Consider the following 25,584-nt stretch of genomic DNA (forward strand, 5'->3'; position numbering starts at 1 on the left):
CAGCTTCCAGCTTCCAGCTTCCAGCTTCCAGCTTCCAGCTTCCAGCTTCCAGCTTCCAGCTTCCAGCTTCCAGCTTCAGAATTGAAACGAACGCTTGACTGTCATGCTCCGCGAGCGTAATTTCAAACAAATGTTTGAAAATCGGTTTGCCAGCGATAGGCTGCTTCCTGCGTCCACGTTCGAGGAGAGAGACAATGCCCGACTACCAGGCCCCCTTGCGTGATCTGCGCTTCGTCATGGACGAGATGCTCGATTATCCGACCCATTACGCGGGATTGCCCGGTGGCGAGGAGGCGACGCCCGATGTGGTGGGGGCGATCCTCGAGGAGGGCGCGCGCTTCGCGCGGGAAGAACTGCTGCCGTTGAACCAGAGTGGCGACCTGGAAGGCTGTCTTCTCGAGGGCGGCGAGGTCAAGACGCCCAAGGGGTTCAAGGAGGCGTATCACCAGTACGTGGAAGGTGGCTGGCCGGGCCTGGCCGCGGATCCGGAGCAGGGCGGGCAGGGGTTGCCGCCCTCGCTGGCCATGGTGCTCTCGGAGATGATCTGTGCCACCAATCTGGCCTGGGGCATGTATCCGGGGCTGTCCCATGGGGCCGCCGATGCCTTGCGTCATCATGGCACCGAACAGCAGAAGAGCACTTACCTGACCAAGCTGGTCGAGGGCGTGTGGACCGGGACCATGTGCCTGACCGAGCCCCATTGCGGCACCGATCTGGGGCTGATCAAGACCCGGGCGGTACCTCAGGATGACGGCAGCTTCGCTGTCACCGGCACGAAGATCTTCATCTCTGCCGGTGAACACGATCTGGCCGAGAACATCGTTCACCTGGTGCTGGCCAAGCTGCCGGATGCGCCGGCCGGCTCCAGGGGGATTTCCCTGTTCGTGGTGCCGAAGTTCGTGCCGGATGCCGATGGCAATCCGGGCGAGCGGAACGGCGTGAGTTGCGGGTCTCTCGAACACAAGATGGGCATTCACGGCAATGCCACTTGCGTGATGAACTTCGATGGCGCCCGAGGCTTCCTGGTCGGCAGGCCCCACAAGGGCCTGGCCTGCATGTTCACCATGATGAATGCCGCGCGTATCGGGGTGGGAATCCAGGGACTCGGGCTCACCGAGGCCAGCTTCCAGAATGCCCTGATGTATGCACGGGATCGCCTGCAGATGCGTGGGCTTTCCGGCGCCAAGGCCGAGGACAAGCCGGCCGATCCGATCATTGTTCACCCGGATGTCCGCCGCATGCTGCTGACCCAGAAGGCCTTCGCCGAAGGCGGCCGCATGCTGGTGCTCTACACGGCACAGATGGTCGATGTGGTGGAGCGCAGTGACGATGCCGGGCAGCGCGAGCACGCCGAGACCCTGCTGGGCCTGCTGACGCCCATCGTCAAGGCCTTTCTCACCGAGGTCGGGTTCGAGGCGACCAACGAGGGCGTGCAGGTGTTCGGCGGCCATGGCTTCATCCAGGAATGGGGCATGGAGCAACTGGTGCGTGATGCCCGTATCACTCGTCTCTATGAGGGCACCACGGGCATCCAGGCCCTCGATCTGCTGGGACGCAAGGTGCTGATGAGCCAGGGCGAGACGCTCAAGGTCTTCACCAGGGAGATCCATAAATTCTGTCAGGCCGAGGAAGGCAATCCCGCCATGGCCGAGTTCGTGCGTCCGTTGGCCAAGCTCAATGCCGAGTGGGGTGAATTGACCATGGGCGTGGGCATGAAGGCCATGAACGACCGCGAGGAAGTGGGAGCGGCCAGCGTCGATTACCTGATGTATGCCGGCTACGTGACGCTTGCCTACCTGTTCGCCCGTGCCGTGAAGCAGGCCCGGACGGCGCTGGAAACCAGCACCGATGATGCCGCCTTCTATCGCGCCAAGATCAACACTGCACGTTTCTTCTACGAACGACTGCTGCCGCGTACCCGTGCCCATGCCCGGATGGTCCAGGCCGGTGGCGAGTCGCTGATGGCACTGTCCCCCGACGACTTCGGTCGCGGGTTCGAAATCTGATCCTTGTGGCTCTCTCTGATCAGGCGCTCTGATCGGTGTTGCGGCGGGCCTTGCCCGCCGCTTTTTTTATGTCCTGGCGGGTCGATGCTCACCATCGCCAGGCCGAAGCGATGGGGGCGAGGGTGCTGATGCCACCCGAGGACCAGCCCTATGGGGGGCGCTTGTACTGTTGTCGAGATCTCGAGGGGCATCTCTGGAACTTCGGCAGCTATGACCCCTGGCGGGATGCCTGAATCGGGAGACCTGCCATTCTGTTCTGATGCCAGGCACCGGTCGGGCGTCAGGCGATGCTGTCCACCACGCCGCCGTCCACCCGCAGGGCGCCGCCGCTGGTGGCCGAGGCCTGGGGCGAGGCGGCATAGACGACCATGTTGGCGACTTCCTCGACAGTGGCGGCGCGCTGGATGATCGAGCTGGGCCGCTGGGCCATCACGAAGTCCCGCGCGGTGTCTTCCATCGACTTGCCGCTCTCTTTCTGCTGCTCGGCGAGCATCTCCTGAACGCCTTCGGAGAGGGTGGGTCCCGGTAGTATCGCGTTGACCGTGACTCCGGTGCCGGCCAGGCGCTTGGCCAGTCCTCGCGACAGGGACAGGTAGGCGGTCTTGGTCACGCCGTAGTGGATCATGTCGTCGGGGATATTCAGCGCCGACTCCGACGACAGGAAGAGGATACGCCCCCAGCCGCGCTCGACCATGCCGCCCGCATAGGCGCGCGACAGGCGTACGCCGGACATCACGTTGACGTCGAAGAAGCGCTGCCATTCGTCGTCCGGGGTGTCGAAAAAGTCCTGAGGGCCGAAGATGCCGACGTTGTTGACCAGGATATCGACATCGGGCTCGGCGGTGAGCATGGCGTCACAGCCATCGGCACTGCCGAGATCGGCGGCCACGCCGCGGGCATCGGCGTTCGGTACCTGCTGGCGCAGGCGTTCCAGGGCGTCGTTGACGGCGCCCTGTCGGCGCCCGTTCAGCACCACGCTGGCTCCGCTGTCTGCCAGGCCCTTGGCGATGGCGAAGCCGATGCCCCCGGTGGAGCCGGTAACAATGGCAGTCTTGCCGGTCAGGTCGATCTGCATGGAAGCCTCCTTGAGTCACGATCACGTATCATGAGCTTGATAGATAGCACTCTAACAAATAGGCCGGCCGCGTCGCGACAAGCTCGTGACGGCAAGCCCATGACGGCAAGAGAGAAGCGACAAGGTGGGGACAGGTGGCTCGCGGAGCGAATTTGACGATGGCATGCTTGAACCTTCAAGCGATTCAAGGAGGAAGCGCATCATGACTGTCATGCCGTCACGACCTCGCGAGGTCTCCGACGAGATCACCATGGCGCCATTGGATCGCCATCATGCCTCGGCGCTTTTTGACGCCGTCGATGCCAACCGGCCCACGCTGCGCGAGTGGCTGCCCTGGGTGGATGCCACCCGATCGGTCGACGATAGCCGTGCCTTCATCGACTCGGTCATGGAGGAATGGCGGGCCGGTACCGCCATGCATTTCGCCATCCTGTGGCGGGGCAGCCTGGTAGGCGCCTGCGGGTTCAATCGAATCGTGGCGCGTCGGCGCCTGGCGGCACTGGGGTATTGGTTGGCCCATGACGTCACCGGCTGCGGCATCGTCACCGCCTGTGTGCGCGAGTTGCTGGAACTCGGCTTCGGCGAGCTGCGGCTGCATCGCATCGAGCTGCATTGCGGCGAGCACAACGCGAAGAGCCGTGGCGTGGCCGAGCGCCTGGGGTTTACCGAGGAAGGGCGGTTGCGGGAGTGCGAATGGCTCGGCGAGCAACCCGTGACGCACCTGGTATACGGTATGCTGGCGCGCGAAATGTCGCCTGCAGAGGAGATGAGTGACATCGGGCGATGAGAAGGGATCCAGCGTGACCAAGACGTCGCAAGCTTTGGTATGAAAAAAGTTCGGGGGACCCGTGGAGAAAATCCTGATCAGCGCCTGCCTGTTGGGCCAGCCGGTGCGCTACGATGGCCGCGCCAAGACACAGGAGAGTACGATCCTGGCGCGTTGGCGCGAGGAAGGGCGGCTGGTGGCGGTATGCCCGGAGGTGCAGGCCGGGCTCGCCACGCCCCGTGAGCCGGCGGAGATCCAGGCGGGTAACGGCCGCGATGTTCTCGATGGTACCGCCCGCGTCATTGCCCGTGATGGCGAGGATGTCACCCCGGCCTTTCTGCGCGGTGCCGACCTGGCATTGGCGCTCTGCCAGCGCCATGGCATCCGTTATGCCATTCTCACCGAGGCCAGCCCATCCTGTGGCAGCCAGCGTATCTACGATGGCGGCTTCGCCGGTCGCACGATGGCTGGCATGGGCGTGACCTCGGCGCTGCTGGCGCGGCATGGCGTGGACGTCTTCAGCCAGCATGAGCTCGAGCGGGTGGCGGCGTTGTTGTGAGTGGCCCCGTAGGGAGTGGCCCGTGTCGTGAGACAGCGGACTATCCTGTCCTTGTCATGACCCATCATTTCCCGCAACGAGGACGGCTGACATGCCAGAGACGCTCGTTTTCTATACCAATCCCTTGTCGCGCAGCAGTATTGTCCACTGGATGCTCGAGGAGGTTGGTGCTGATTATCGAATGGAAGTGCAGGAGTTCGGCGATGCCATGAAGTCGCCGGCGTATCTGGCCATCAACCCGATGGGCAAGGTGCCGGCGATTCGTCATGGCGATGTGGTGGTCACCGAGGCCGCCGCGATCTGTGCCTATCTCGCCGATGCCTTCCCGGAGGCCGGTCTGGCACCGGCACCTGCCGAACGTGGCGATTACTATCGTTGGCTGTTCTTTGCTGCCGGTCCGCTGGAAGCGGCAGTCTCCCTGAAGGGATGCGGCTTTCAGCCGACACCCGAGCAGGAGAGAATGTTGGGATTCGGCCGCCTCGAGCGCGTGATCGAGACCCTGGAGAGGGCTGTCGATGGCAAGGGTTATATCGCCGGCAATCGCTTTTCCGCGGCCGATGTCTATGTCGGTTCGCACCTGAGCTGGGGCATGCAGTTCGGCACGATCGAGAAGCGGCCGGCGTTCGAGACCTACTGCCGAGGCCTCGAGGCGCGCCCGGCGTCACGCCGGGTCAGGGAGTACGTCGAGCGCGAGATGGCAGCGAGGGGCTGGTCTCCCGATTAACCCGCCTGGTTGTCGACCTGGAAGAGCCCGAAGGTATTGCCCTCGGGGTCGAGGAAGTAGCCCTGCCAGCAGGTACCGGGTATGGCGAAGATCGGCAGGGCGACTTGGCCGCCGAGGCTGGCGATGCGTTCGGCGCTGGCGTGGATATCGTCGACCTCGAAGGAGCAGGTGAAGGCGTTGGTACCGCACTCATCCGGTGGCGTGGCGGCGGGACGTTGCAGCAGGCCGCCTTGCATGCCGCCGGTGTCGATGCGCCAGTAGTCCACCGGTAGTCCTTCGACTCGAGTGAACGTCCAGCCGAAGAGTTCGCCATAGAAGTGGCGGGCGCGGTCAGGCGACTCGGCCTGGATCTCGAAGTAGAGATGGGTGGTCATGCGACCTCCGATATGTCCGGGTGCTGGCAGTTCTGGTCATTTCCACTTGATATTACAGCCCATGGACGGCTTCTGCGTGTCGCTGGGCGCCTGGCCGGCCAGTACGTCATCGGCGGCCTCGCGGAGGTCGTGCCCGGTCACCGGCACATCCTGGCTCGGACGGCTGTCGTCAAACTGGCCTCGATAGGCGAGCCTGTGATGGTGATCGAACAGGAAGAAGTCCGGGGTGCAGGCCGCATCGAAAGCCCGCGCCACGTCCTGGGTCTCGTCGACCAGATAGGGAAAGGTATAGCCGCGTTCTCGGGCTTCCTCCAGCATGCGCTTGGGTCGATCCTCGGGATGGGCCTGGAAATCGTTGCTGTTGATGCCGACCACCGCCAGGCCTCGTGCCTGATACTCGCGGGTGAAGTCGGCGAGCGCATCGGCCAGATGCTTCACGAAGGGACAATGGTTGCACATGAAGATGACCAGCAGCGGCTGGTCGGTATAGTCCTCGCTGCTCACCAGATGGCCTGCGGTGTCGGGCAGGCGGAAGGTGGGCAGGGGGCTTTGTAGATCGATCATTCGGGAGGGCGTCAGGGACATGACAGGCTCCTTCGCGTTGCGGATATCTCTCGAGGATATCAGCCCGGCTGGAGGGTGAAAGGCCCTGGCCTGCGGTACCGCCTGGTCGTGCTACCGGGCACTGTCCTCCGGAGAGGGATACCCTAGGGCGAGGCGTAGCCGCTCGGCATGACTGGCCACCCAGTCGGGGTCGATGGGGCCCCAGTCGTGAATCACGTAATGACCGATATTGTGGCGCTGTCCGGGGGCGGGCTCGAACTCGCAATGGATGTCCAGCTCGGCCAGTGCCGACAGGGTGTCCTGGGCGGTGCGCCTCGGCATGCCCGTGGCGGCGACGATCGCCGGCACGCTGTCGGTACCGGCGGCAATCAGATGGGCCACGTAGAGACGGCGATAGAAGCTTGACTGGGTCTTGTTGAGTGACGTCATGAACTGGGCACGATCAGAGAGTGTTCCGCCATGCTACCGAAACCAGTCTTTCATCGCCTCGGTGATCTGGCGCATTTCCTCCGGGGATGTGATGTAGGCGGGCATGGTGTACAGCCAGCGGCCGAAGGAACGCAGCCAGACACCCTGGCGTCTGGCGAAATCCGCCGCGCCCTCGAGCGAGTCGGCATCGTGGACCTCGATCGCGGCGGTGGCGCCCAGCACGCGCACATCGGCCACGGCCGGATGGGCACCTAACGCCGTGTCGTCCAGCAGTTCCGTGCGCAGTATCTGATTCAGGGCCGCGATGCGCCCCAGGTAGTCGTCTTCCTCGAAGACCGCCAGGCTCTCCAGGGCAACACGGCAGGCCAGGGGGTTGCCCATGAAGGTCGGACCGTGCATGAAGGCATGAAGTTCGCTGTCGCCGATGAAGGCATCGTGCACGCGGTCGGTGGCCAGGGTGGCGGCATGGCCGAGATAGCCACCGGTCAGCCCCTTGGAGAGCACCATGATGTCCGGCGTTACCTCGGCATGCTCGGCGGCGAACATACGCCCCGTGCGGCCGAAGCCGGTGGCGACTTCGTCGAGGATCAGCAGGACATCGAATTCCTCGCAGAGCTTGCGGGCCCCGCGCAGGTAGCCCGGCGAGGTCATGTTGAGACCGCCGGCGGCCTGCAGCAGCGGCTCCATGAGCAGAGCAGCGATCTCGTGGTGATGGGCTTCCAGGACTGCCCGCAGGGCATCGAGATCAGCCTGAACGGCGTCATCCTCGGCATCGAACGAGGCGGTGGGCGCCGGCGCGAAGTGGTGTTGCGGCAGGAAACCGGCGAACAGCGAGTGCATGCCTTCCTCGGGATCGCAGACCGCCATGCAACCGGCGGTGTCGCCGTGATAGGCCTTCATCAGCGACAGCATGCGATGCTTGCCGGGTTGGCCGCGCAGATACTGGTACTGCACGGCCATCTTCATGGCGACCTCCATGCCAACCGAGCCGCTGTCCGAATAGAAGACGTGGTTGAGGCCTTCCGGGGTGATACGTACCAGTTCCCGGGCCAACCGGTCGGCGGGATCGTGGGTCAGGCCGCCGAGCATCACGTGGCAGAGTTCATCGGCCTGCTGCTGGATGGCACGCACCAGGCGTGGATGGCGATAGCCATGAATCATGCACCACCAGGAGCAGGTGGCATCCAGCAGCGACTCGCCGCTGTCCAGGGTGAAACGAGGGCCATCGCCGCCGACGACCCTGGGGGCGGGGGACTGGGTCTTGAGATGGGCATAGGGATGCCAGACGGGGGAAGCGGAAGCGCTCATCGGATCTCCGGGCAGACCATGCGAATGTGCCTCGCACTTTACATGTAAACCGGATTTTTTTTAAGAGTTTACCTTTTGGGGCCTGACAGGAGTCGACCACCGCTCAGCCCGGGATCAGGGCGGAGGTGTCGAACTTGCTGCGCTTGCGGGAGAGCAGGGTGCGGAACTTGCGCATATTGTCGTCGGCATAGAGAACCGTGTCGCAGAAGCGGTCATAGGCATCCATGTCGGGCACCACGACGATCAGCACGAAATCGCACTCGCCGGTGACCTGATAGCACTGCTTGACCTCCGGGGCGGCGATGGCCCGTTGCAGGAAACGCTGATAGAGCGACTTGTGATCCCGCTCCATCGTGACCTCCACCACCATGTGCAGACAGGGCTGCATGGCGTCGGGACTCACCAGGGCGACCTGACGCTCGATGATGCCGGTTTCCCGCAGTCGTTTGACGCGTTTCAGACAGGCCGAGGGTGAAAGGCCTACTTCATCGGCCAGCGCCTGGTTGGTGATGTCGGCGTCGCGCTGCAGGCGGTCGAGAATGCGACAATCGAGATTATCCAGTGACATGATCTTCGGCTACTGAGGGGAGATTCGATAGGATATATGTCGAATTTCTGTTATTGAACAGAAGATTCTGCATCAGGCGGGCTAGGATGATGCCTCACTTGCCGACATGGAGTCCGCCATGAATGTCCGTCGCTGTGCCAGTGCCGCCTGGAAACTCGTGCGCGATGCACTCTTCGTTTATACGACCTTGCTCAAGGTGATGGTACCGGCGCTGTTGATCGTCAAGGGGCTGGAGTGGCTCGGCGCCATTGGCTGGCTCGGCGAGGTGTTGTCTCCGCTGATGGGCTGGCTGGGGCTTCCTGATGCCATGGGCGTGGTCTGGGCGGCGACCCTTCTGACCAATATCTTTACGGGGCTCGTGGTGTTCTTCGAGGTCGCCGGTGACATGTCGCTGAGCGTGGCGCAGGTCACGGTGCTCGGCGCCCTGATGCTGGTGGGACATTCCCTGCCCGTGGAGGGGGCCGTCGCCAAGCGCGCCGGGGTGCCCTGGTGGGTCACGCTGGCGCTGCGCCTGGGGGGAGCACTGGCCCTGGGCGGCATCTTGCATTGGGTCTATGCGACGGGCGGGCTGCTCCAGGAAACTGCCGAGATCGCCTGGCGTCCGGCTCCTGTCCCGGAGGGGCCATTGGCCTGGGGGATGGCGCAACTGCGTACCCTGGCAATGATCTATCTGATCATCCTCGGGCTGATGGTGCTGCTGGCGGTGCTGCGTCACCTGAGGCTCGAGCGGCTGATTCACCTGGCCCTGGCGCCGCTCCTGGGGGTGCTGGGCATCGGTCGGTCGGCGGCCAATACCACCGTGATCGGCTTCACGCTGGGACTGAGTTATGGTGCCGGCCTGTTGATTCGCGATGTCGACGCCGGCGTCATGAATCGACGTGACAGCTTCCTGGCGCTCTGCTTTCTCGGGCTCTGCCATAGCGTCATCGAGGATACCCTGCTGATTCTGGTGCTGGGGGCGGATCTGACCGGAGTGCTCTGGGCCCGGCTGTTCTTTGCCTGCCTGGTCATCTTCGCCATGGCCCGGTGGCCCGACGGATGGCGTCCCGATCGATGGGGGCGGGCGCGGGTCTGAAGAGGCGATCAGGAAGGGGACACCAACAGACAAAGGCACCGTCCGCCTTAGGACGGTGCCTGTGCGATCCGATGCCGGCTGCTCGAATCGAATGCTCCGGCGAGCGGTATAGTATCTCGCCAGCTTTCTCAGGTGGTGGCTTCCCGGGCCGGTGCCAGGGGATCCTCACTTACCGCGATATCGGTCTTGTGCTGCTGTTCCGCACGCAGCTTGAGGCGGGCTTTCGCCATGGCGTCGCTGCCACCGTCGGCCACGATATCGGATGAGACATCCGCCATTGCTGCATGGTGCTGAATGTCCTGGTCTGCTGCCTGGCTGGGCGCGGACAGCGGCTCGTTCAGCTGCATGGTGAGCGCGGATGCCTGGCCGGCCTGGGCGGCGATCGGCAGAGCGGCGATAAGCAGTGCTGAGAACATCGGCTTGAGTTTCATGGTGCGTCTCCTTTGATTCGGTGTGTCTCGAGGGGAAACACTGATAAATGCCTGCGCATGCAAATCGCTGCGTTGCGCGGTGCTAGAAAGCTCACCTAACCTCATGTTATGTATCGCTTTCTGCGCTCCTGACGCCTTGCGCTTCACTATGCTCGGCTATTTATTCAGCATTTCCCGAGAGGCCTCTCCTCTCAATAGTTAGTATGCTAATAGATCTTTCTGGCCGAACAAAAGAGACTTAAAATCCATAAACTATTCGATAAAGTCGAAGTGTTGTCGGGGTGTCACGGAGCCCGCTGCCCGGATGCATAGCAATGCGTACCGTGCTCAGGGCGCGACGCCCGCCTTTTGCGGAGACCGCTACCCCTCACGCTGCATCTTCTCGCGCCGTGCGACTTCCGCCGGTGTGGGCGGGTCCATGGAATAGTCATCGGTTTTCACCGCACCGGCGCGCTCATATCGCGTGATCACGATCCCGTTGGGGGACACCCGATGGTCGGTCAGCTTGAAGGCCGTCGCCTTCGCGCCATCGTCGAACAGAGTCTTGCCGTTCCCGAGCACGATCGGAAAGGTGAACAGATTGATCTCGTCGACGAGATCGTTGGCGAGCAGTGTTCGAATCAGGTCGCTGCTGCCTTGCGTGATCAGCGCCGGTCCGTTTTCCTGCTTCAGCCCGGCGACATCGAGCGCCGCGTCACGGAGGGCCACCGAGCCTTTCCAGTTCAGGTCCAGGCCCTTGCGGGTCGCGACATGCTTGGTGATCGAATTGAAAGTTCTGGCCATGGCGTCGTCGGGACCGCCTTCGGCGTACGGCCAGTGGGCCGCAAAGATCTCGTAGGTCTTTCGTCCGAGCAACAGGTCGAACGGTTGAGCGAACAGCTTGTCGACTTCCTCGCCGAACACCTCGTCCATCAGCGGCATCACCCAACCGCCGTAGTGAAATCCGCCGGTCGGATCTTCCCGGGGCCCGCCGGGGGCCTGCATGACGCCATCCAGTGACACGAAGGCGCCGACAATCACTTTCCGCATGAGCTTATCCTCCAGATTGTCCTTCTTGCATCCAGTCGTCGAACGGGGCACCGCATAATCGACAAGGCCATCGACATGGTCGTGGCAATCAGTATCGGCGATAGCCGTTCTGGGCGATTGGCCGGGCGTGGAGGCGCGGAAGCGGCGGTCGATGTAGATGGCGGTTCTTGCACTGGAAGGGGAGGGAGCCATGCAATAATTTTAGCTACTGGCTAAAATAGATTGCCTGATGTTTGCGTAAAGCTATAATTGAGGCTATGACGACGATCTCATATAGCAAGGACGCCTTGAAGACGTTGAAGCGTATGCCGCGACCGGACGCGCAGCGACTCCAACGCAAGATTGCGGCCTATGCCGATGATCCGGCGACTCAGCGCAACAATGTCAATGCACTGGCGGGTAGCGAGTATATTCGCCTGCGGGTTGGGAGTTGGCGAGTGATCATGGACGATCAGGGCACGGTGCTGTTGGTGCTAAAGATCGGTGCCCGCGGGGACGTCTATCGATGATGAATCACGAGGAAACAGATCATGGGGACACCACAGTTCATCAAGACACCCACCGGCGAGCGCCTGGTGGTGCTGAGCGAGCGGGACTACGCCGAGCTGCTCGAGCAGGCGGAAGACCATCACGATATTGTGGCGGCGAATGAGGCCCGTGCCCGCGTCGACGCCGGCGAAGAGACGTTTCCGTCCAGCGTTGTCGAGGCATTGATCGATGGTGTGGCACCGGTGCGGGTGTTCCGCGAGCATCGAGGACTGCGTGCAGGCGACCTGGCCAAGCGAGCGGGCATCAGTCAGGGCTATCTGTCGGAGCTCGAGGCAGGCAAGAAGACCGGCTCGCTGGGAGTGTTGAAGCGGATCGCCGAAGCGCTGGATGTAGAGTTGAGCGATCTGACGTGAGCCCTGACATGCCGTAGCCCCGTCGGGAGTGGTGAACAGCCCCTCAATAGTTGGACGGTTCATTCAGTCGGCGCCCAAGGCCTGAGTCTTGTACTTTACGGGGCTTCTACCATTGAGCTGCAGCCAGGTATCTGCCCACAGCGATAGGTCGCTGAAAAATGTTGACCAAAAAGCTGACCACACCATGCCCAAAACAGGCATATTCAGGCCCATTTGGCGGCTAGGCTATAAGATAATTTGTTGAAAAATAAGGGTTAGATGGTGCGGATGGGGAGACTTGAACTCCCACGCCCGAAGGCACCAGAACCTAAATCTGGCGTGTCTACCAATTCCACCACATCCGCACGGGTCAGGCAGGCGTCCATATTTTACGGACCGCTTCCTGCAAGTCAATCGATCTCGGGGAGATGCAGGTGCTTGGCGGCGGCCTCGGCGCGGGCGATCGGGCTCTCTCCGTCCAGACGCGGAAGGATGCCGAGGTTCGGGGCCGGAAGCCGGCGCGTCAGGGTATCGAGATTGTTATGGTACAGGGCTGCGTCGCTGGTCTCGTCGAAGGACAGGCCCGGCTCGATCAGGTTGCCCACCCAGCCGGCCAGCTGCAGGCCGTCGGCACGAATCGCCTCGGCACTGAGGATGGCGTGGTTGAGGCAACCGAGCTGGAGGCCCACCACGAGGATCACCGGAAGCTCGAGTCGTCTGGCCAGGCCGGCGAGGTCCTCGTGGTCATTGAGGGGGACGCGCCAGCCGCCGGCGCCTTCCACCAGGGTCAGGTCGCGTCGCCAGGCCAGCGGGGCGGCGGTGGCCGCGACCAGGTCGTCCAGCGTCGGGACGTTACCGGCACGCCGAGCGGCCAGATGGGGGGCAATGGCCGGTGCATAGGCGTAGGGGTTGAGGACATCGTACGGTACCTCGGGCGTGCTCTGCTCGCCGAGGGTCAGGGCATCGATGTTGCGCAGCCCCTGCGAGGTGACGTCGCAGCCCGAGGCCACCGGCTTGAGCCCGAGGGTGGTCCGGCCTCGGCGTCGGGCCAGGGTCAGCAGACCACTGGCCACCAGGGTCTTGCCGGCGTCGGTGTCGGTGCCGGTGACGAAATAGGCTCCCATGTCAGCGCTCCAGCATCAGGGTTAACAGGTGATAGGTGACGGGCAGGCCGGGGGCCTCGCGCAGCGTCTCGTAACGACATCGTGCCCGGGCGAGGTCGGTTCGGGTCAGTCGCCTTCCCGGTCGGGCCACCTGGGCGCCGACGCCCTTGATGGAGGCCATCACAGCGTTCAGGTCGGGGTAGTGGAAGCGCTCCTCGCGTTGCTCCAGGTCGACATGGCGAAAGCCGGCTTGCCGTGCAGCCAGGCGATGCCGGGCGGCGTCGTGGAAGTCGAGCAAGGCGGCGGGGCGCCCGGGGTGTGACCAGGCCTGGCCCACTTCGCGCAAGGTGCCGGGAGCCAGGGTGTTGAGCAGGGCACGTCCCCCCGGCTTCAGCACCCGGCGAATCTCGGCGAGCACAGGGTCGAGATCCGGGCACCACTGGATCGCCAGGTTGGAGACGACGAGATCGAAGCTGGCGTCGGCGTGGGGAAGCATGCCGGCGTCGCCGCAGATCCAGTGGATCGACTCGGTATGGCGTCGACGCGCTTCATCGAGCATGCCTGGGGCCAGGTCGAGGCCTTCGACCCGGCGATGGTCGGGGTAATGTCGGGCCAGTCGGGCGGTCAGCTCGCCCGGGCCACAGCCCAGGTCCAGGAGGCACTCGGCCTTGTCGGGCAGGTGGGCCAGCAGGTGTTCGCTCATGATGTGCTGGGCGGTCGCGCGGCCCGAGTAGTGCGGCGCGGCGCGGGAAAAGGCGTGAGCGACACGGGCACGCCAGTCGGCGGCATCGGCATGATCGGTCGGCTCGGTGGCCATCGCGGCAGTCTTCATGATGTCGGCTCCGGTCGCTCGGGATCGGGCATGTGCGCGGCGGCGATGCTTGCCAGCCGTGTCGCCAGGTGTTGCGGTCGACTGAGCATCGGACAGTGTCCGGCGTTCTCGATGCGCTGATCGGCGCAGGCGAGGACCTCGGGAGCGAGCAAGGGGTCGCGTGTGCCCGCGATGCGGTACACCGGACAGGGCGCGGCACTCAGGCGGTGACGGTTGTCCAGGCGAGCAAGATGTCCGAGGCCGGCGTCGAGGGTGGCGACGGAGGCCGGGGACGCAGTGCCGAGCAGTCGACGCAGGTCGCGGCGCGCGCGACCGGGGTCGGGCTCGCCGCCGAGTTGCCAGCGCAGAAAGTGTTCCCGGGCGGTATCGGGGGAGCGCTGCAGGGCGCGCCGGAAATCGGCCAGGGCCGTGTCGCTCACTCCCCGGGGGTTGACGAAGCGGTCGCCGATGCCAAGCAGTATCAGGGCACGCGGCGGTGGCAGGTGGTCGAGCAGGACGGCGGCCAGCAGGCCGCCGAGCGACCAGCCGCCCCAGACGGCGTCGGCCGGCAGGTCCTCGGCCATGGTAGCGGCCAGCTCGTCCAGCGAAGTGGGATCGGCCAGTGGCGAGCGATCGGCATAGCCGGGCCAGTCCGGTGTCCGGACCTCGAGGTCAGAGGGCCAACAGGGGGCGAGAGGTTGCCAGATCCGGGCATCGCAGCCCCAGCCGCCGAGCAATACCAGGCGTGTCATGAGGCCTCCTCGCGTCGACAGGCGTCCAGCGCGTCGAACAGGGCGTCGAGCGCCGTCGTGTCGTGGGCGGCACTCAGCGTGATCCGCAGGCGTGCCTGACCGCGCGGCACGGTGGGCGCGCGGATGGCGCCGACGCGTAGCCCGGCCCGGGCCAGGCGCTCGGCCCAGCGCATGACGCGTGCGTTGTCACCCAGCACGATGGGCTGGATGGGCGTGCGGGAGTCGGTCAGCGGCAGGCCGAGCCTTGCGGCCTCATGGCGGAAGTCGGCGATACGCTGGTGGAGGCGGCCGCGTCGTTCGGGTTCGGCCTCGAGGATGTCCAGGGCGGCCAGGGTGGCCGCCGCCACGCCGGGAGGCTGGGCCGTGGTGTAGATGTAGGGGCGGGCGAACTGGATCAGGTGGTCGATCAAGGCCGCGTCGCCCGCCACGAAGGCTCCGGCACTGCCCAGGGCCTTGCCCAGGGTGCCGACCAGTATCGGCACCTGGTGGTGGTCGTGGGCGCGTCCCACGCAGCCGTCGCCATGTTCGCCGAGCACGCCGAGGCCATGGGCATCGTCGACCATCAACCAGGCGCCCTGGCGCCGGCAGGTGCTCGCGAGGCCGGCGATGTCGGCGGTGTCGCCATCCATGCTGAAGACACCATCGCTGACGACCAGTGCCGGCGCGTCCTGGGGAGCGCGATCGAGCAGGCGCTCGAGGTCCACGAGATCGCGGTGGTGAAAGCGTCGCGAGGACGCCTCGGCCAGGCGGGCGCCGTCGAGCAGCGAGGCGTGGTTGAGGCGGTCCTGGAACACCCGGGTGTGGCGGTCGCACAGCGCCTGCAGCACGCCGAGATTGGCCATGTAGCCGGTGGAGAACAGCAGGGCGCGAGGGCGTCCGGTCAGGTCGGCCAGGCGTTGTTCGAGTCGCTCGTGGATCGCGTGATGCCCGGAGACCAGGTGCGAGGCTCGCGCGCCGGCTCCGAAGCGTCTCGCACCCTCGGCCTGGGCCTCGATCAGGCGCGGGTCGTCGGCCAGGCCGAGGTAGTCGTTGCCGGCGAAGTCGATGAGACGGGCGGCCTCATCCAGGACGGGGCGCTGCCGCCAGCCCCCGTCCGTGCGCCGCTGTTCCGCGGCACTCGCCAGGCGCTTCGACCAGAGGTCCACACGCGACATCACGATTCAGGCCTGGGCGGCGTCGTAGAAGAGGGCATCATCGCGCTGGCGCTGGATGGCATGGGCCAGTGCGGTTTCGGCACGCTCATCGTCGGTACGGGTGTCGCGTTGCTCCGGGTGCAGGCCGAGCTTGTCGAACAGCGCCCGGTCACGTTCGACCTGGGGGTTGCCCGTCGTCAGCAGGGTGTCGCCATAGAAGATGGAGTTGGCCCCGGCGAGAAAGGCCATGGCCTGGGTCGACTCGTCCATCTGCTCGCGACCGGCGGACAGGCGGACGTGGCTCGTCGGCATGAGGATGCGGGCCACCGCGATGGCGCGGATGAACTCGAGCGGGTCCAGGTCCTCGACGTTTTCCATCGGTGTGCCCGGTACCTTGACCAGCATGTTGATGGGCACCGACTCCGGATGCGGATTCAGGCACGCCAGTTGCTGCAGCAGAGCGGCACGATCCCGGGGAGCCTCGCCCATGCCGAGGATGCCGCCCGAACAGACTTTCATGCCGGCGTCGCGAACGTTGGCCAGAGTATCCAGGCGGTCGGCATAGGAGCGGGTCGTGATGATCTCGCCATAGTATTCCGGCGAGGTATCCAGGTTGTGGTTGTAGTAATCCAGGCCCGCCTCGGCCAGCCTGCTTGCCTGGTCGGTATCGACCATGCCCAGGGTCATGCAGGTCTCCAGGCCCAGGGCCTTGACCCGGCCGACCATCTCCAGCACCACCTCCAGGTCACGTTCCCGGGGGCTGCGCCAGGCGGCCCCCATGCAGAAGCGGCTGGCACCCGCCTCCTTGGCGGCGCGGGCCTGCTCCACCACCTTCTCGATCTCGAGCAGCTTCTCCTTGCCGAGCCCGGTGTTGTAGTGGCCTGACTGGGGACAGTATTTGCAGTCCTCGGGGCAGGCACCGGTCTTGATCGACAGCAGCGTCGAGACCTGCACGGCATTGGGATCGAAATGCGCCCGATGCACCTGCTGAGCGCGGAACAGCAGGTCGTTGAAGGGCAGGGCAAACAGGGCTTCGATCTCTTCCAGACGCCAGTCGTGGCGAAGGTCGTGTCGGGTGTCTAGGGTCAGATCAACCGCGGCATTATCGTGATAGGGGGCTGGCATGGGAGGGCTCGCTTTTGGTCAACTTTTCATATTGGTCACGGTTGACCGATAGGGTAAGGCGTCGCCGGTTCATGTCAACCATTCATGATTTAAAGGTTGACGACTGGCTGAGACGATTACTGCCCGGTCGCTGTGCGTTCTGTCTTGCGGTCTGCGAGTCGACGGCTCCCTGGTGCCAGGCCTGCCACCTTGCGCTGCCATGGAACCTGCCGGCCTGTCCGACATGCGCCGAGCCGCTGCCCGGGAGGCTGCAAGGTCGTCGCTGTGGTCGCTGCATGAAGCGGATGCCGGCCTTCGATACGGCTCGTGTTCCGCTGCGTTACGAAGACGAGTTGCGAAGGGTGATGCAACGCTTCAAGTTCCAGGCCTCGCCGCGGGCCGGCAGTCTGCTGCTTGCGCTGCTGGAGGACGCGCTGCGGGAAGCGCCACGTCCCCAGGCATTGCTGGCGGTGCCGTTGCATCGTCGGCGAGCCCGGCAACGGGGCTTCGATCAGGCGTACTGGCTGGCCGAGCGGCTATCGGCGCGTCTGGATATTCCTCTGGTGGTGGCGCAGCGACATCGCGACACGCCGAGCCAGCGGGGGCTGGATCGTCAACGGCGACGCGGCAATCTGCGCGCCGCCTTCCGGGTCGAGACGCCACTGCCGCCCGAGGTGGCGTTGCTCGACGATGTGATGACCACCGGCGCGACCCTCGACGCCCTGGCCCGTGCCTGTCATCAGGCCGGAGCCGAGCGTGTCGAAGCCTGGGCCGTGGCGCGCACGCCGTTGCCCTGACCGGCTCCGTTCGCTCGATGGTGGGCCGCCTGTCGGGTCGCGCCAGTGCATGACGCCGACTCGAGGCCCGGCGCTCTGTTAGCATGCCTGACAGTCGATTGAATCAGGAGCGCCGAATGGAAACCTCGATCCATCCCTTTGCCCGCCTCGAGCCCTCCAGGGTGGTGGCGGCAGTGGAGTCCCTGGGGTTCTGGCTGCCCGGCGAACCCTTTGCCCTGAACAGCTACGAGAACCGGGTCTATCTGGTGCATGACGACGAGCGCCGGCGCTGGGTGGTGAAGTTCTATCGACCGGGACGCTGGCGCGATGCCCAGATTCAGGAAGAGCACGACTTCCTGGCCGAGCTGTCGGCAGCGAATGTGTCGGTCGCCGCCCCCTGGCGCGATGAGAATGGTGTCAGCCTGCATAACGCCGAGGGATTTCGCTTCGCGCTCTACCCGCAACTTCCGGGACAGGCGCCCGAGCTGGAAAATCCGGCCCATCTGTTCGCCCTGGGAGAGGTCATCGGCGCCATGCATGCCGTGGGGGAAACCCGTCGGTTCGCTCACCGTCGCACCTTGAATCTGGGCGACATGGTGACGGAGGCGTGCGATGGCGTGTTGGCCAGCCCCTGGCTCGACCGGCGCCAACGCCGGGCCTACACCGGGGTGACCGATGCCCTGCGCAGCGCCCTGGTGGACCGCGGCTGGGCGCCGGAGCGCAGCATCCGCGTGCATGGCGATTGTCATCTCGGCAATATGCTGGGACGCGATGAGGCCTTCGGCCTGGTGGATTTCGACGACTGTCTGATGGCGCCGGCGGTGCAGGATATCTGGATGCTGCTGACCGGACAGGAAGAAGGGGAGTGGCAGATGCAGCTCTCCGAGGTGATCGAAGGCTACGAACAGCACCGTGACTTCGAGCGAGGTGAACTGGCCCTGATCGAGCCGCTACGGGCCTTTCGCCTGATACGACACAGTGCCTGGCTGGTGGCGCGGTGGGAGGATCCCGCCTTTCCGGTGGCCTTCCCCTGGCTGGCCGACGCCGGTTACTGGGATGACCATATCCGCCAGCTCGAGCAACAACGACGGGTGCTGGAGGCCGCGACACCCGGACGAGCGTGAAGCGTGCCGACGGCCATCTAAGCCATCGGGGTGGATCAGATCACGGCGCGGGACTGCGTTGGCGCATGGCATGCGCTAGAATCGTCCTCCTTTGACCCCGGGAAGATGACCACGGGGTGACACTTCGATGTCAAGGCGTGGTGGCCGCGCCGACGCACCGCAATAACGACACTGCATGGGGCCTGAGGATGACCGAACAACTCGCCGACCACTACCGCCAGATCATACAGGAACTCGGAGAGGATCCTGACCGGGAGGGCCTGCGCGATACGCCCAAGCGTGCCGCCAAGGCCATGCAATTCCTGAATCGCGGTTATTTCCAGTCCCTGGAAGAGATCGTCAACGGCGCCGTTTTCGAGTCGGATACCGATGAGATGGTGCTGATCAAGGACATCGAGCTGTATTCGATCTGCGAGCACCACCTGCTGCCGTTCACCGGCAAGTGTCACATCGCCTACATGCCCCGTGGCAAGGTGCTGGGGCTCTCCAAGTTTGCGCGCATCGTCGACATGTACGCGCGGCGCATGCAGATCCAGGAGAACCTGACTCGCCAGATCGCCGAAGCGGTCCAGCAGGTCACCGATGCTCGCGGTGTGGCAGTGGTGATCGAGGCGCGCCACCTGTGCATGATGATGCGGGGAGTCGAGAAGCAGAACTCGAGCATGACGTCCTCGGTGATGCTGGGTGCCTTCCGGGAGTCGCAAAGCACGCGACAGGAATTCCTGACCCTGGTTCAAGGTAGGTAGGAGACACTATGGCAATGCTCGCCCTGGATGATCAGCATCTCGACCATGAGCTGGCCACCATACGCATCAAGAATCTGCGGCTGCGGACCTACATCGGCATCAAGGAAGACGAGATCCGCAATCGCCAGGATGTGGTGGTCAATGCGGTGATTCGCTATCGCGCCGACAAGGCGCTGGCGTTCAATCATATCGAGCAGGCACTGAATTATCGCACCATCACCAAGCAGGTCATCGCCCATGTGGAGGACAACCGCTTTCAATTGCTGGAGCGCATGACACGGGAAGTGCTCGATCTGATCATGAGCTTCGAGCAGGTGCTCACCGCCCAGGTGGAGATCGACAAGCCCCATGCCTTGCGCTTCGCCGACTCCGTATCGATCACCCTGTCGGACTCCCGGGAGCCGAAGCGAGGCAACTGAGCCATGGCGGCGTCGTGGCGATGTCGAATGGTTGGCGTGCCAGCCCCCATGCGCTTAGCATGGAGATCAATTCTCACCAAGCGCCTTGACGCCAGGAGTCGACCATGGAAGCCCTGAAGGAGAACCTGAAGGAAACCCAGTTGTACTGCCCCTTCGCTTATATCGATGGGAGCTGGGTTGCCGCCGATAGTGGTGAGCAGATCGAGGTGGTCAATCCGGCCACCGGCGATGCCGTGGGCAGTGTACCTCGCCTGGGACGGGCGGAAACCGAGCGGGCCATCGCTGCCGCCGAGGCCGCCTTCCCGGCCTGGAAGGCCTTGACCGCCCTGGAGCGCGCCGATGCGCTGATGAAGTGGCATGACCTGATGCTCGAGCACCAGACCGATCTGGCCACCATCATGACCCATGAGCAGGGCAAGCCCCTCAAGGAAGCTTCGGGCGAGATCGCCTATGCGGCAAGTTTCCTGCGCTGGTTCGCGGAACAGGCTCGCCGCATCAATGGCGAGACGGTGCCGGCTTCTTCGGCGAACCAGCGCATCGTGGTCACCCAGCAGCCGGTGGGGGTGGTGGGCGCCATCACCCCCTGGAACTTCCCGGCCGCGATGATCACCCGCAAGGCCGGTGCGGCACTGGCGGCGGGCTGTACCTTCGTGGTCAAGCCGGCCAGCCAGACGCCGTTCTCGGCCACCGCCCTGGCCATGCTTGCCGAGCGGGCCGGGATTCCACGCGGCGTGTTCAATGTGGTGCCCGGTCGTGCCTCGGAAATCGCCGATGCCCTGACCGAGTCGTCGGTAGTGCGCAAGATCACCTTCACCGGGTCCACCGAGGTGGGGCGTCAATTGATGTCCCAGGCCTCGCGTCACGTGCAGAAGATTTCCCTGGAGCTCGGCGGCAATGCGCCCTTCATCGTCTTCGAGGATGCCGACCTGGATGCGGCCGTGGAAGGCGCCATGGCGGCCAAGTTCCGCAACGCTGGCCAGACCTGCGTGTGCACCAACCGTTTCCTGGTGCAATCGAGCGTGGTCAATGCCTTCTGCGAGAAGCTGGCGGTGGCGATGAACAGCGAACTCAAGGTCGGCGATGGCTCCCAGGAAGGCGTCAATATCGGCCCACTGATTGACGAGAAGGCCGTGGAGAAGGTTTCCGAGCACGTGCAGGATGCCGTCGAGCATGGCGCCGAATTGCTGCTGGGCGGCCATCCCCATCCGCTGGGCGGCAATTTCTTTACGCCGACGCTGATCACCGAGGCCAATGATGGCATGAAGGTGGCCAGCGAGGAGACCTTCGGGCCACTGGCCGCGGTCTTCCCCTTCGATGACGAAGAAGACGCCGTGCGCATGGCCAATGACACCGAATACGGCCTGGCCTCCTACTTCTACTCCCGCGACCTGGGGCGCGTCTGGCGCGTCGCCGATGCCCTGGAATACGGCATGGTCGGCATCAACACCGGCCTGATCTCCAACGCCGCGGCACCCTTCGGCGGCGTCAAGGCCTCCGGGCTCGGTCGCGAGGGCGGTCACCAGGGCATCGAGGAATTCCTCGAGACCAAGTACCTGTGTATCGATCTCGGGGATTAAGCTGGAAGCTTGAAGAACGGCGCTACGCGCCTGGAAGAAAGAAGAAAACCCTCCCCGCCATGGCGGTGGAGGGTTTGTTTTTTTCGAGTAGAGGCTCGCTATGCTGCTTTCGAGCTTCGAGCTTCGAGCTTCGAGCTTCGAGCTTCGAGCTTCGAGCTTCGAGCTTCGAGCTTCGAGCTTCGAGCTCCTGTTTGCTCGCGGCTCGTATCTCGCCACTCGTGTCTTGCCGCAGGCGTCAATGGCGGAAGTGTCGCATCCCGGTGAACACCATGGCGATGCCGGCCTCGTTGGCGGCGTCGATGACTTCCTGGTCGCGCATGGAGCCGCCGGGCTGGATGACGGCGGTGATGCCGGACGCGGCGGCGGCGTCGATGCCGTCGCGGAAGGGGAAGAAGGCGTCGCTGGCCATGACCGAGCCGGGGACTGACAGGCCTTCATCGGCGGCCTTGATGCCGGCGATCTTGGCCGAGTAGACGCGGCTCATCTGACCGGCGCCGACACCGATGGTCTGGCCGCCCTTGGCGTAGACGATGGCGTTGGACTTGACGAACTTGCCGACCTTCCAGGCGAAGGTCAGATCGCGCATTTCCTGCTCCGTCGGCACACGCTCCGAGACCACGCTGATATCGTCCCGATCGACCATGCCCAGATCGCGATCCTGGACCAGCAGGCCGCCGGTGACGCGCTTGAGGTCGTGGCCTTGTTCGCGTTCGCCCGGCCAGTGCTCGGCGACGTCGAGCAGACGGACGTTCTTCTTCTCGGCGACGATCTCGCAGGCCGCCTCGTCCACGCCGGGGGCGATGATCACCTCGACGAACTGGCGGTCGATGATCGCCCGGGCGGTTTCGGCGTCGAGGGGGACGTTGAAGGCAATGATGCCGCCGAAGGCGCTGGTCGGATCGGTGGCGAAGGCCTTGTCATAGGCCGACAGGGCGCTCTCGCCGACGGCCACGCCGCAAGGGTTGGCGTGCTTGACGATCACGCAGGCGGTCTCGCCGAAGCCCTTGACGCACTCGAAGGCGGCATCGGTATCGGCGACGTTGTTGAAGGACAGAGGCTTGCCCTGCAGGGTGCGGGCCGTGGCCACGCCGGGTTCCCGGCTGGTGGGGTCCACATAGAAGGCGGCGGCCTGGTGCGGGTTCTCGCCGTAACGCATGGACTGCTTCTTGTGGAACTGCAGGTTGTAGGTGCGCGGAAAGCCTTCTTCGCCGCCCTCGGCGCGAGCCCCAAGGTAATTGGCGATGGCCGCATCGTAGCCGGCGGTGTGCTCGAAGGCCTTCACGGCGAGGTCGAAACGGGTCGCCTGATCGATGCCGCCCTGGTCGAGTTCATCGAGGACTCGGCCGTAATCGTCGGCATTGACCACGATGGTGGTATGGGCATGATTCTTGGCACAAGCCCGCACCATGGTCGGTCCGCCGATGTCGATGTTCTCGATGGCGTCCTCGAGAGTGCAGTCGGGGCGCGCCACGGTTTCGGTGAACGGGTAGAGGTTGACCACCACCATGTCGATGGCCGCGATGTCGTGCTCGGCCATGACGGCGTCGTCCTGGCCGCGCCGGCCGAGGATGCCGCCGTGGATCTTGGGATGCAGCGTCTTGACGCGACCGTCCATGATCTCGGGGAAGCCGGTGTGCTCGGAGACCTCGGTGACGGGAACGCCATTGTCGCGCAGCAGGCGATAGGTACCGCCCGTGGAGAGCAGCTCGACGTCTCGATCGCGCAGGCCGCGTGCGAAATCGACGATGCCGGTCTTGTCGGACACGCTGATCAGGGCTCGACGGACCGATGCGACGGAAGAAGTGGATTGGGCCATGAAAATCACTCAGTTGCGGGCGTAGTGACGGGAAAAGCGCGACGAGGGCGCCCGGGGCGCCCTCGTGTTCAGATCAATCCATAGTGCTTGAGTTTCTTGCGCAGGGTACCCCGATTGAGCCCCAGCATCTCGGCGGCGCGGGTCTGGTTGCCCTGAGCGTGCTCCAGCACCGAGGCGAGCAGGGGAGCCTCGACTTCGGCGATCACCATGGCGTGCAGGTCGGTCACCTCGCAGCCATCCAGGTGGTCGAAGTAGCGACGCATGGCGGCGTCCACGGCATCACGCAGGAGCATATCGTCGCCGGGGGCGGGGGCGCCGTCATCGGCGGTGTCGCGAGAGGCCCGGGGTTCGATCTCGGGCAGCGCGGAAGACTGGGTAAAGGCTTGGCTGCTGGTCATGCGGCACAGGTTCCATCCGATGTCATGCCCCGGACGACCTCTGACATCGCGTCGGCGGGACCATGACGAAACAGTTCGTCGATGAAGCGGCACTGGTCGTTGGCGTTGTCCAGGCCGTTGAAGGTGGCACGAAGGCGCTTGCGTGCGGTGTCGTCGAAGCGGGCATCGCCGGCGAGGTACCAGCCGATGTGCTTGCGCGCGATGCGCACGCCCATGTGTTCACCGTAAAAGTCATGCAGGGCCGACAGGTGGCCGCGCAACACCGCGACGCGCTCGGCATCGTCGGGGGGCGCCATTCGTCGGCCATGGCGCAGGTAGTGATCGATCTCGCGAAAGATCCAGGGATTCCCCTGGGCGCCGCGCCCGATCATCACCGCATCCGCCCCAGTATAGTCGAGGACGTGGCGAGCCTTCTCGGGAGAATCGATATCGCCGTTGGCGAACACCGGAATGCCCACGGTCGACTTGATGGCGGCGATGGTGTCGTACTCCGCTTCGCCACTGTAGCGCTGCTGGCGATGGCGGCCGTGCACGGCGAGCGCCCGGATGCCCGCCGATTCGGCCAGACGGGCCACGCGCACCCCATTGTTGCTGTCGGCGCACCAGCCGGTGCGGATCTTCAGCGTGACCGGTATGTCCACGGCGCCGACCACGGCCTCGAGGATCTCGGCGACCAGCGCTTCGTCGCGCAGCAGGGCCGAGCCGGCCGCCTTGTTGCAGACTTTCTTGGCCGGGCAGCCCATGTTGATGTCGATGATCTCGGCGCCCATTTCGGCGTTGAGCCGAGCGGCCTCGGCGAGCATGGCGGCGTCACCGCCGGCGATCTGCACGGCTCGGGGGCCGGGTTCCCCGCGATGGTCCAAGCGCAGCCGCGACTTGCGGGTATGCCACAGGCCGGGATCCGAGGTCACCATCTCGCCCACCACCAGGCCTGCGCCCAGGCGACGAGCGAGCGCCCGGAAGGGGCGATCGGTCACGCCGACCATGGGGGCCAGAATGGCCCGGTTGGGCAAGGTGTGGCGACCAATGCGTGGTAGTGGGCTGGAATCGGACATGCTCTCGATCAGCTGCTGAAAAGGGGGACACATCATACGCCCCCCGCCATTCTGGGTGAAGGCCACTCAGGTCGAACGTCGTCCGGTGAGACGCACCCAGCCTTCGCGTACCTCCGGTTCATCCATCACCAGGCCGCGCGCGCTATAGGTCGCGAGTACCTCATCGGCCTGGGTTTCCAGGATCCCGGACAGGGCGAGCCGACCACCGGGGGCGACGCGCTCGGCAATCTCGTCGGCGAGTTCCACCAAGGGGCCGGCCAGGATATTGGCGACCACCAGCGGGAATCTCGCCTCGGCTTCGAGCGACTCGGGGTATTCGAGGCGCAATGCCGGCTCCTCGATGCCATTGCGTTCGGCATTGTCACGGCTGGCGGTAAGGGCCTGGGGATCGATGTCGGTGCCCGTGGCGTGGCGAGCGCCGAGCTTCAGGGCGGCGATGGCCAGGATGCCGGAACCGCAGCCCACGTCGAGCACGTCTCGATCGGCCAATGCACCGTCCACGGAGAGGGCATCCAGCCAGGCGAGACATAGTGCGGTGGTGGGATGAGTGCCGGTGCCGAAGGCCAGCCCCGGGTCCAGCAGCAGGTTGACCGCTTTCGGGTCCGGCGCCTGGTGCCAGCTCGGCACGATCCACAGACGCTCGCCCATGCGCAGGGGCTCGAAGTCGGCCATCCATTCCCGCTCCCAGTCGCGGTCGGCGAGCAGTTCGTGTTCGATCTCGGGGCACGGCTCGCCCGGCATGGCCTCGGCCCAGGCGGCGGCCAGGCGCTCGAGCATGGCCGAGAGCCCTTCGAGGTCGTCATAGAGGCCGGTGAGTACCGTCTCGTTCCAGAGGGGCGTGGTGCCGCGCTCGGGCTCGAAGAGCGGATCGTCCTGGGCATCCTGCAGGGTGATGGCGGTGGCGCCTTCGTCCAGCAGCAGTTCCTCGAGCAATTCGGCGTGTTCCGGCGCGATGCGGGCCTTGAGTTGCAGCCAGGGCAT

At 64.7% G+C, this 25,584-nt stretch carries 30 protein-coding genes, 1 tRNA gene and 1 pseudogene; 14 read left to right on the forward strand and 18 right to left on the reverse strand.

Annotated features, from left to right (window positions below; genetic code table 11):
* Positions 1–194 precede the first annotated feature (194 nt).
* Positions 195–2,006: an acyl-CoA dehydrogenase C-terminal domain-containing protein gene (locus LU493_RS16995; protein WP_275288995.1), complete on the forward strand. Its 1,812-nt coding sequence runs from the start codon at positions 195–197 to the stop codon at positions 2,004–2,006.
* A gap of 68 nt (positions 2,007–2,074) precedes the next feature.
* Complete coding sequence (locus LU493_RS19985; protein ID WP_343076099.1) at positions 2,075–2,239, forward strand: VOC family protein; 165 nt, start codon at positions 2,075–2,077, stop codon at positions 2,237–2,239.
* A 47-nt stretch (positions 2,240–2,286) separates the two neighbouring features.
* Here LU493_RS19985 and LU493_RS17000 read toward each other — a convergent pair whose 3' ends face one another.
* Complete coding sequence (locus tag LU493_RS17000; RefSeq protein ID WP_275288996.1) at positions 2,287–3,081, reverse strand: SDR family NAD(P)-dependent oxidoreductase; 795 nt, start codon at positions 3,079–3,081, stop codon at positions 2,287–2,289.
* 202 nt (positions 3,082–3,283) lie between these two features.
* Here LU493_RS17000 and LU493_RS17005 point away from each other — a divergent pair, with 202 nt between their 5' ends.
* From LU493_RS17005 to LU493_RS17015, 3 genes are all read left to right on the forward strand, one after another.
* Positions 3,284–3,868, forward strand: coding sequence for a GNAT family N-acetyltransferase (locus LU493_RS17005; protein ID WP_275288997.1), 585 nt, complete (start codon positions 3,284–3,286; stop codon positions 3,866–3,868).
* 61 nt (positions 3,869–3,929) lie between these two features.
* Complete coding sequence (locus LU493_RS17010) at positions 3,930–4,406, forward strand: DUF523 domain-containing protein (RefSeq protein WP_275288998.1); 477 nt, start codon at positions 3,930–3,932, stop codon at positions 4,404–4,406.
* Between the two features lie 91 nt (positions 4,407–4,497).
* The gene (locus LU493_RS17015) at positions 4,498–5,130 is read left to right on the forward strand and encodes a glutathione S-transferase family protein (RefSeq protein WP_275288999.1); all 633 of its coding nucleotides are present in this window, start codon (positions 4,498–4,500) and stop codon (positions 5,128–5,130) included.
* On the opposite strand, the gene LU493_RS17020 is transcribed toward LU493_RS17015, so the two are convergent.
* The 5 genes from LU493_RS17020 to LU493_RS17040 form a co-directional block, all read right to left on the reverse strand.
* On the reverse strand, positions 5,127–5,504 hold the full coding sequence (locus LU493_RS17020) for a VOC family protein (RefSeq protein ID WP_275289000.1): 378 nt from the start codon (positions 5,502–5,504) through the stop codon (positions 5,127–5,129). The genes LU493_RS17015 and LU493_RS17020 overlap by 4 nt on opposite strands.
* A 36-nt stretch (positions 5,505–5,540) precedes the next feature.
* Positions 5,541–6,089, reverse strand: a complete 549-nt coding sequence (locus tag LU493_RS17025) for a thioredoxin family protein (protein ID WP_275289001.1) — start codon at positions 6,087–6,089, stop codon at positions 5,541–5,543.
* A gap of 90 nt (positions 6,090–6,179) precedes the next feature.
* Positions 6,180–6,497 carry a winged helix-turn-helix domain-containing protein gene (locus LU493_RS17030; protein ID WP_275289002.1) on the reverse strand — a complete coding sequence of 106 codons (318 nt, stop codon included), beginning with the start codon at positions 6,495–6,497 and terminating at the stop codon, positions 6,180–6,182.
* Between the two features lie 33 nt (positions 6,498–6,530).
* Entirely contained in the window at positions 6,531–7,805 is a 1,275-nt protein-coding gene (gene bioA, locus LU493_RS17035) for an adenosylmethionine--8-amino-7-oxononanoate transaminase (RefSeq protein ID WP_275289003.1), read from the reverse strand.
* 103 nt (positions 7,806–7,908) lie between these two features.
* A complete protein-coding gene (locus LU493_RS17040) occupies positions 7,909–8,373 on the reverse strand; it encodes an Lrp/AsnC family transcriptional regulator (protein WP_275289004.1) in 465 nt (154 codons plus the stop codon).
* A 118-nt stretch (positions 8,374–8,491) separates the two neighbouring features.
* On the opposite strand from LU493_RS17040, the gene LU493_RS17045 reads away from it, so the two are divergent.
* Positions 8,492–9,448 carry a hypothetical protein gene (locus tag LU493_RS17045; RefSeq protein WP_275289005.1) on the forward strand — a complete coding sequence of 319 codons (957 nt, stop codon included), beginning with the start codon at positions 8,492–8,494 and terminating at the stop codon, positions 9,446–9,448.
* A gap of 128 nt (positions 9,449–9,576) precedes the next feature.
* On the opposite strand, the gene LU493_RS17050 is transcribed toward LU493_RS17045, so the two are convergent.
* Together LU493_RS17050 and LU493_RS17055 are read right to left on the reverse strand one after the other, a co-directional pair.
* Entirely contained in the window at positions 9,577–9,879 is a 303-nt protein-coding gene (locus tag LU493_RS17050; protein WP_275289006.1) for a hypothetical protein, read from the reverse strand.
* 360 nt (positions 9,880–10,239) lie between these two features.
* Positions 10,240–11,100, reverse strand: coding sequence for a dihydrofolate reductase family protein (locus LU493_RS17055; RefSeq protein WP_275289007.1), 861 nt, complete (start codon positions 11,098–11,100; stop codon positions 10,240–10,242).
* Between the two features lie 65 nt (positions 11,101–11,165).
* Between LU493_RS17055 and LU493_RS17060 the strand changes: the two genes are divergently transcribed.
* Positions 11,166–11,417: a type II toxin-antitoxin system RelE family toxin gene (locus tag LU493_RS17060; RefSeq protein ID WP_275289008.1), complete on the forward strand. Its 252-nt coding sequence runs from the start codon at positions 11,166–11,168 to the stop codon at positions 11,415–11,417.
* A gap of 21 nt (positions 11,418–11,438) precedes the next feature.
* Positions 11,439–11,810 carry a helix-turn-helix domain-containing protein gene (locus tag LU493_RS17065; protein ID WP_275289009.1) on the forward strand — a complete coding sequence of 124 codons (372 nt, stop codon included), beginning with the start codon at positions 11,439–11,441 and terminating at the stop codon, positions 11,808–11,810.
* Between the two features lie 259 nt (positions 11,811–12,069).
* Here LU493_RS17065 and LU493_RS17070 read toward each other — a convergent pair.
* The 6 genes from LU493_RS17070 to bioB all read right to left on the reverse strand — a co-directional run bounded on the left by LU493_RS17070 (position 12,070) and on the right by bioB (position 16,713).
* Positions 12,070–12,154 (reverse strand) — tRNA-Leu (locus LU493_RS17070).
* 45 nt (positions 12,155–12,199) lie between these two features.
* Positions 12,200–12,913, reverse strand: a complete 714-nt coding sequence (gene bioD / locus LU493_RS17075; RefSeq protein ID WP_275289010.1) for a dethiobiotin synthase — start codon at positions 12,911–12,913, stop codon at positions 12,200–12,202.
* Between the two features lies 1 nt (position 12,914).
* Complete coding sequence (locus LU493_RS17080; protein ID WP_275289011.1) at positions 12,915–13,724, reverse strand: methyltransferase domain-containing protein; 810 nt, start codon at positions 13,722–13,724, stop codon at positions 12,915–12,917.
* Complete coding sequence (locus LU493_RS17085; RefSeq protein WP_275289012.1) at positions 13,721–14,455, reverse strand: alpha/beta fold hydrolase; 735 nt, start codon at positions 14,453–14,455, stop codon at positions 13,721–13,723. Before LU493_RS17085 ends, LU493_RS17080 begins: the two co-directional genes overlap by 4 nt.
* On the reverse strand, positions 14,452–15,612 hold the full coding sequence (bioF, locus tag LU493_RS17090) for an 8-amino-7-oxononanoate synthase (protein WP_428994577.1): 1,161 nt from the start codon (positions 15,610–15,612) through the stop codon (positions 14,452–14,454). The genes LU493_RS17085 and bioF overlap by 4 nt, the downstream gene beginning before the upstream one ends.
* Positions 15,613–15,615: 3 nt before the next feature.
* A complete protein-coding gene (gene bioB / locus LU493_RS17095) occupies positions 15,616–16,713 on the reverse strand; it encodes a biotin synthase BioB (protein WP_275289014.1) in 1,098 nt (365 codons plus the stop codon).
* A gap of 71 nt (positions 16,714–16,784) precedes the next feature.
* Between bioB and LU493_RS17100 the strand changes: the two are divergent.
* The 6 genes and pseudogenes from LU493_RS17100 to LU493_RS17125 all read left to right on the forward strand — a co-directional run.
* Positions 16,785–16,931 (forward strand): annotated as a pseudogene (locus tag LU493_RS17100) (ComF family protein); the annotation flags it as partial.
* 57 nt (positions 16,932–16,988) lie between these two features.
* Positions 16,989–17,489, forward strand: a complete 501-nt coding sequence (locus LU493_RS17105) for a ComF family protein (RefSeq protein WP_275289032.1) — start codon at positions 16,989–16,991, stop codon at positions 17,487–17,489.
* 116 nt (positions 17,490–17,605) lie between these two features.
* Positions 17,606–18,592, forward strand: coding sequence for a serine/threonine protein kinase (locus LU493_RS17110; RefSeq protein WP_275289015.1), 987 nt, complete (start codon positions 17,606–17,608; stop codon positions 18,590–18,592).
* A gap of 188 nt (positions 18,593–18,780) precedes the next feature.
* Entirely contained in the window at positions 18,781–19,338 is a 558-nt protein-coding gene (folE, locus tag LU493_RS17115; protein WP_275289016.1) for a GTP cyclohydrolase I FolE, read from the forward strand.
* A gap of 8 nt (positions 19,339–19,346) precedes the next feature.
* Complete coding sequence (gene folX / locus LU493_RS17120) at positions 19,347–19,757, forward strand: dihydroneopterin triphosphate 2'-epimerase (protein WP_275289017.1); 411 nt, start codon at positions 19,347–19,349, stop codon at positions 19,755–19,757.
* A 104-nt stretch (positions 19,758–19,861) separates the two neighbouring features.
* On the forward strand, positions 19,862–21,334 hold the full coding sequence (locus tag LU493_RS17125; RefSeq protein ID WP_275289018.1) for an NAD-dependent succinate-semialdehyde dehydrogenase: 1,473 nt from the start codon (positions 19,862–19,864) through the stop codon (positions 21,332–21,334).
* Positions 21,335–21,569: 235 nt separating this feature from the next.
* Here the strand turns inward: LU493_RS17125 and purH are convergent, their stop codons facing one another.
* From purH to prmA, 4 genes are all read right to left on the reverse strand, one after another.
* Positions 21,570–23,150, reverse strand: a complete 1,581-nt coding sequence (gene purH, locus LU493_RS17130) for a bifunctional phosphoribosylaminoimidazolecarboxamide formyltransferase/IMP cyclohydrolase (protein WP_275289019.1) — start codon at positions 23,148–23,150, stop codon at positions 21,570–21,572.
* A 68-nt stretch (positions 23,151–23,218) separates the two neighbouring features.
* On the reverse strand, positions 23,219–23,548 hold the full coding sequence (gene fis, locus LU493_RS17135; RefSeq protein WP_428994578.1) for a DNA-binding transcriptional regulator Fis: 330 nt from the start codon (positions 23,546–23,548) through the stop codon (positions 23,219–23,221).
* Entirely contained in the window at positions 23,545–24,603 is a 1,059-nt protein-coding gene (gene dusB / locus LU493_RS17140) for a tRNA dihydrouridine synthase DusB (RefSeq protein WP_275289020.1), read from the reverse strand. The genes fis and dusB overlap by 4 nt, the downstream gene beginning before the upstream one ends.
* Positions 24,604–24,669: 66 nt before the next feature.
* Positions 24,670–25,584 (reverse strand): 50S ribosomal protein L11 methyltransferase, encoded by a 915-nt coding sequence (prmA, locus tag LU493_RS17145; protein ID WP_275289021.1) that lies wholly within the window; start codon positions 25,582–25,584, stop codon positions 24,670–24,672.

Source organism: Halomonas elongata (genome assembly GCF_029081005.1).
In the GTDB taxonomy this organism is placed as follows: Bacteria; Pseudomonadota; Gammaproteobacteria; order Pseudomonadales; family Halomonadaceae; genus Halomonas; species Halomonas elongata_B.